6 protein-coding genes are annotated in these 5962 nt (G+C 46.8%); 1 reads left to right on the top strand and 5 read right to left on the bottom strand.

Annotated elements, in window-relative coordinates; all coding sequences use genetic code 11:
• The 4 genes from IQ242_RS14670 to rimP form a co-directional block, all read right to left on the bottom strand.
• On the bottom strand, positions 1-336 hold a 336-nt coding region (locus IQ242_RS14670), incomplete at its 3' end, for a translation initiation factor IF-2 N-terminal domain-containing protein (protein ID WP_193960471.1).
• 111 nt (positions 337-447) lie between these two features.
• Positions 448-729, bottom strand: coding sequence for a YlxR family protein (locus IQ242_RS14665; RefSeq protein WP_193960470.1), 282 nt, complete (start codon positions 727-729; stop codon positions 448-450).
• Positions 726-1922: a transcription termination factor NusA gene (nusA, locus tag IQ242_RS14660; RefSeq protein WP_002768358.1), complete on the bottom strand. Its 1197-nt coding sequence runs from the start codon at positions 1920-1922 to the stop codon at positions 726-728. Before nusA ends, IQ242_RS14665 begins: the two co-directional genes overlap by 4 nt.
• 241 nt (positions 1923-2163) lie before the next feature.
• Positions 2164-2634, bottom strand: coding sequence for a ribosome maturation factor RimP (rimP, locus tag IQ242_RS14655; RefSeq protein ID WP_193960469.1), 471 nt, complete (start codon positions 2632-2634; stop codon positions 2164-2166).
• A 214-nt stretch (positions 2635-2848) separates the two neighbouring features.
• Between rimP and ftsH the strand changes: the two genes are divergently transcribed.
• Entirely contained in the window at positions 2849-4744 is a 1896-nt protein-coding gene (ftsH, locus tag IQ242_RS14650) for an ATP-dependent zinc metalloprotease FtsH (RefSeq protein WP_193960468.1), read from the top strand.
• A gap of 85 nt (positions 4745-4829) precedes the next feature.
• Here the strand turns inward: ftsH and IQ242_RS14645 are convergent, their stop codons facing one another.
• Positions 4830-5618: a response regulator transcription factor gene (locus IQ242_RS14645; RefSeq protein ID WP_002768355.1), complete on the bottom strand. Its 789-nt coding sequence runs from the start codon at positions 5616-5618 to the stop codon at positions 4830-4832.
• Positions 5619-5962 lie beyond the last annotated feature (344 nt).

The following is a 5962-nucleotide window of genomic DNA, read 5'->3' as shown; positions in this document are numbered from 1 at the left end:
GATTAAAGTCGGTTTAGCTGAGGACCCGGCAGGCCCGGGATAGATTTCCCCTTCTTCGCCAGTTTCGGGGCGGTTGTGTTTATGCAGGGCTAAAATCTTTTGTTTTTTTTCTTCGGCAGGACTAGCCGATTCTCGCTGACCCGTGCTATTTTTACTGGTACTCGAGACCAATCCCTTCGCAGCGACTGCTTTGATGCGTTGGGCATCCTCTTCGCTGATCGTGCTACTGTGGCTCTTGTACTCGATGTTCAACTGGTCACAGATGTCCAAAATGTCTTTGTTGTCTAGATTCAATTCTTTTGATAAATCGTAAATTCTGACTTTCGCGTTACTCATCCATTATCCCCCGGCTAAAGTGTTAGTGATCCTATAAGTTGGCTGATTTTTTGATCCTGTCAGGACTGCCCCCTTTCCATGCTAACGATTTTGTGGCTATGATCGTCAATTTTAATCCTGATTTGAACGACCTTGCTTGGCAGTCCCGAGGCGCTCTTGCAAGGATTCATAGAGCGTTTCGGGAATATTGGCTTTTAGGGCCCGTCCGAGACGATTTTTTTGCCGGGCCAGTTGCAGGCAGTTGGGCTGTGGACAGATATAGGCTGATCTTCCCATGCCTTGATCTAATTGTATCTGTCCGGACGGGTGTAGTCGGACAATTCGCCAAAAGGATTCTTTCGGGGCGAAGAGACGGCAGCTAATACAGCGTCGATAATTGACGAAGGGGTTCATTCTTGGTCTAAATCCTGCGCTTCTGGGTCGTTTTCATCGGTTTTTACTTCTTGTTCTCCTTTATAGAGGACTATATCCTTAATATCGATTTTCCAGCCCGTCAGACGGGCGGCTAGACGCACGTTCTGCCCTTCTTTGCCAATCGCTAAACTCAATTGATCCTGTGCCACCAGTACCAATGCTTGTCTTTCTTCGGCATTAGTGAACAAAACTTGGTCGATACGGGCGGGACTAAGGGCATTGGCGATGTAGGTGGCGGGATCTGGAGACCAGCGAATCACGTCGATTTTTTCCCCCCGCAATTCGTTAACCACGGCTTGAATCCGGGAACCTCTAGCCCCAATACAAGCCCCAACCGGATCCACGTCTCTCTCTAAGGTATCGACGGCGATTTTTGTCCGTGAACCAACGTGACGGGAGGGGGGATTGGCTTCCCGGGCGACGGCGACAATACGCACGATTTCCTCTTCGATTTCGGGAACTTCGTTGGCGAACAGATATACTACCAAACCCGCCGCCGCTCTGGAAACGATTAATTGCGGGCCGCGGTGAGAACCTTCTAGGACTTTTTTGAGCAGAACTTTAAAGGTGGCGTTAGCGCGATAGTTATCGTTGGGCAGCTGTTCCCGTTTGGGTAGTTCTGCTTCCACTTCTGGTTGACCGTAGGTACTTTGTACCATGACAATAGCGGCCTGTCTTTCAAAACGGACGACCCGGGCCTGTAAAACCGTTCCTTCCAGATCTTGGAACTCCTCTTGAATCATTTTGCGTTGGTTATCCCGCAGTTTTTGCAGTAAAACCTGTTTAGTTTGAATCGCCGCCATGCGACCAAATTCTCTTTGGTCGGGGGTAACATCAAGAACTACTTCATCCCCTAATTGGGCCTCGTCGGCCACTTCTTGCACTTCTTTGAGACCGATGTGATGGTCGGGATTGGTCACTTCTTCCACAATAGTTTTAGTCGAAAGGATGCGAAACCCTTCTTCTTCTACGTCTAATTCCACATCAAAGTTATTGAAATAATCTTCATGGAATTGAGCGGCTTTTTCTAAACTTTGGGCGCGTCGATAACGTTCATAACCCTTGAGAAGTGCTTCACGCAAGGCTTCCTGTACGGCATTTTTGGGCAGATTATGTCGTTGGCTAATTTCTTCGAGCATTATTTTTAAACCAGGCAAATTAACAGTAGCCATAATTATTTTTTCTCCTTACTTTTGAGTTATTAGTTTTTTAGCCATTAGCCTTGTATCAGTTATCAGATGTAAGTTATCAGATGTAAGTTATCAGATGTAAGTTATCAGATGTAAGTTTTAAGTTTTAAGTTAATCAGTTAGTTAGTTATTTATCTTCATCCTTATCCCTGATTACTGTTTACTGTTTACTGTTTACTGATTACTGTTTACTGTTTACTGATTACTGTTTACTGATCACTGTTTACTGATTACTGCGCTGCTCATCTAAACGGACGCTGATGACGGTAGTGCGATCAATGCTCAGGGAGCGACCTTTTTGGTTAAGATAAATAGATTGCTCATCTCTACCTTGCAGTTTTCCGCGCCATTCTTGCGGTTTTCCTTGGCTATCCTGGCCGGTAACGATGACGGGAAAACCTTTAAAAGACTGAAATTCGCGCTCACTGCTCAGTTGTCGAGAAATGCCGGGGCTAGATATTTCCAAAACGTAGGCCCCTGGTAAGATTTCTTGACTGTCGAGGGCGGTTTCCAAGGCCCGACTCATCTGCTCACAGTCCTCTAAACCAGTATCTCCCGCAAGATTGCGAATATCGACGCGCAGGACGGGAGGCCTTTTATTGGTTTGGAAAACGATATCGACCACTTCTAGCCCCAAGTTTTCAGCGATAGGGGTGGCTAGGTGCAGCAGGTCGGGGATGAGCGGATGGGTCATGATTTGGACAATAAAAAAAGCGGGCGAAACCCACTTCCCTAAACTGTTAGTGATTGGGATAGGCAGTTGTTAGACTACCTAGCTGAATACAATATAGCAAAAAACCGTCATCACTATTTGCCCTCAGGGTCGTGCTTGGGGGAAAACAGAACAGTGGTCACGATCGAGTCGATCTGTCACAATGAATACAGGGTAACTAGATATAGAGTCAATTATGGATCAAAAATCTCCGCTCACCGTAGTTAGAGCCAAGTCAGCTAAGAATCGTGGTCATCGGCCAGTATGGAAAGGGATTGTCAGCACTTGGATGATTATGCAAACCTTTGGCTATGTCAGTCCTGCTTGGAGTCAAAAAAACCAAAATACCCTCACCTACGGTGAATTGTTAGAGAAAATCGAGCAAGGAAAGGTAAAAAAGGTGGAAATCAATCCTTCTTCGCAGCAGGCAGCAGTTACCCTCGTCGGTCAAACGGACAAGGATTCCCCGAAAGAAGTCAATTTATTTGACCAAAATCCCGAATTAATCAAGAGACTCGATGCTAAAAAAATTGAGTACGGCATTCTCCCCAGCACTGACAATTCAGCCCTGATCAATGTTCTCACTAACCTGTTAGTGATTATTCTCGTCTTGGGATTATTGGTGTTTATTATCCGTCGTTCTGCTAATGCTTCCGGTCAAGCGATGAACTTCGGTAAATCAAGGGCGCGGTTTCAGATGGAGGCAAAAACCGGCATACAATTCAATCATGTGGCGGGGGTGGATGAGGCCAAGGAAGATCTAGAGGAAGTGGTGACATTCCTCAAACAACCGGAAAAATTTACGGCTATTGGCGCAAAAATCCCGAAAGGAGTCCTGTTAATTGGTCCACCGGGGACGGGGAAAACTTTACTGGCTAAAGCGATCGCAGGAGAGGCAGGAGTACCTTTTTTCAGCATCTCTGGGTCGGAATTCGTGGAGATGTTCGTCGGGGTTGGTGCGTCGCGAGTGCGAGATTTGTTCCGAAAAGCCCAGGAAAATGCCCCTTGTTTGGTTTTTATCGATGAAATTGATGCCGTTGGTCGTCAACGAGGGATCGGTTATGGGGGAGGTAATGATGAACGGGAACAAACCCTGAACCAATTATTGACGGAAATGGACGGTTTTGAGGAAAATACTGGCATTATCGTCATTGCTGCCACCAACCGCCCTGATGTTTTGGATTCGGCCCTGCTGCGTCCGGGTCGTTTTGACCGACAGGTAGTGGTGGATTATCCAGATTGTAAGGGACGTTTGGCCATTTTAGAGGTTCATTCTCGCGATAAAAAGGTGGCTGCTGATGTGGCTCTGGCGGCGATCGCCCGTCGCACCCCCGGTTTTACTGGGGCAGATTTGGCTAATATGCTCAACGAAGCGGCGATTTTTACTGCTAGACGGCGGAAAGAGGCGATTACCATGGAGGAGGTCAACGATGCGATCGATCGGATTGTGGCCGGTATGGAAGGGCGCGCTTTAGTTGATAGTAAAGCCAAGCGTTTGATCGCCTATCATGAAGTCGGCCATGCGATTGTCGGTACTCTCTGTCCCGGCCACGATCAAGTGGAAAAAGTCACCCTGATTCCCCGGGGGCAAGCGCAGGGGTTAACTTGGTTCACTCCCGATGAAGAACAGGGTTTAACCAGTCGTTCCCAGTTGTTAGCCCGAATTGCGGGATTATTAGGGGGACGGGTGGCGGAGGAATGTGTCTTCGGCGAGGATGAAGTGACCACCGGCGCTGGTAGTGATATTGAAAAAATTACCTATCTGGCCCGACAGATGGTAACGCGTCTGGGAATGTCGGAATTGGGATTAATTGCTCTAGAGGAGGAGGGCAATTCCTATCTGGGGGGTGCTGGCGCTGGTTATCATCCCGACCATTCTTTCGCGATGATGGCGAAAATTGATGCACAAGTACGGGAACTTGTCAAGCAATGCCACGATTTAGCAACAAAACTTATCCTTGACAATCGTGTGGCGATTGATCGCTTGGTGGATATACTGATTGAACAGGAAACCATTGAGGGCGACGAATTCCGGCGTTTATTGACGGAATTTCAGCAACAAGTGGATCGGTCAATGGTGACTAGGGTTTAATTTGGCCTTCGTCTCCTCACTTCGATTCAGTGCTTAGGAGACGATTTCAGCCAGAAATCTGCTAATCAGTCGGACAACGCCAGAATTAACGACTAACATTGTGAGCAGGAATTTTATTAATGGAATGACCGTTATGATTGCCTTTGCTGGGGGCAATAATATTAGCCTCTAAAGCTGAAGTCATCTCGGCCAACATTTCTAGATTGAAACGATAGCCAACGTTGCGGACGGTTTGAATTAAATTAGGTTGTCTGGGATCGGTTTCGATTTTTTTCCGCAGAGAGAGAACATGAGTATCAATTGTCCGGGGATTATCAATTTCCTCGGGCCAAGCGCGACGCAGTAAATCGGCTCTTGATAGGGGTGTTCCCTCCGCTTGGGCTAAAACGTAGAGTAGGCTAAATTCTTGGGGCGTTAATTCGATATACTCCCCGCGAAATTGTACCCGTCGTTGGGCTAAATCTATTTTTAATTGCCCATAATCCAAGTGTAGGGGAGCAGCCCTACTGCCTAAACGACGAGTTAACACTTCTACCCTAGCCATAAATTCTTGCATTCCAAAGGGCTTTTTCAGGTAGTCGTCGGCCCCGGCTTTTAAACCATTGACCACGTCTTTTTCGCTATTGCGGGCCGAGAGAATCAGTATTAAAGACTGTTTTTGTTGATAAAGCCAACGGCAGAGTTCGATTCCATCCCCGTCCGGCAAGTCGGAATCGATAATTGCTAAGGTTGGTTGACGATGAAGGAAAGCTTGACGCGCACTTTGCAGGGTTGCCGATTGGTTAACCAAATAACCGGCCTGTTGCAGATGCCAAGCTAATAGCGATCGCAAGTGCGGGTTGCCCTCAACAATAGAAATATGGATCGATACCACTTGAGTTTCTGCCCCATTACTGCACAGATTGACACATTGTCAGGGTATCAGAATTAATGTCAAGATGTTGTAACAATCGTAACATTCGTCAGGAGTCAGGAGTCAGGAGTCAGGAGTCAGGAGTCAGGAGATTATTTTTATACTAAATCTGGTTATTAAAAACTGATTATTTAGGGGTTGCCGAAAAAATCTAAAAACCTTGTTGGGTAAAACTTTTAGACTTTTTGGTTTCCAAAAAGTACCAGATCTGGGAGTGATCGGGGGGAAAATTCCGGGACTTTTTCCCTGAAAATTAGGTAATTGACCCCCTCAAAATCGCTAAAACCCTACACCCTACACCCTAC

Origin of the sequence: Microcystis sp. LEGE 08355, from assembly GCF_015207185.1 — a bacterium.
GTDB lineage: Bacteria > Cyanobacteriota > Cyanobacteriia > Cyanobacteriales > Microcystaceae > Microcystis > Microcystis panniformis.
This window is presented reverse-complemented; position numbering and strand designations above follow the sequence as displayed.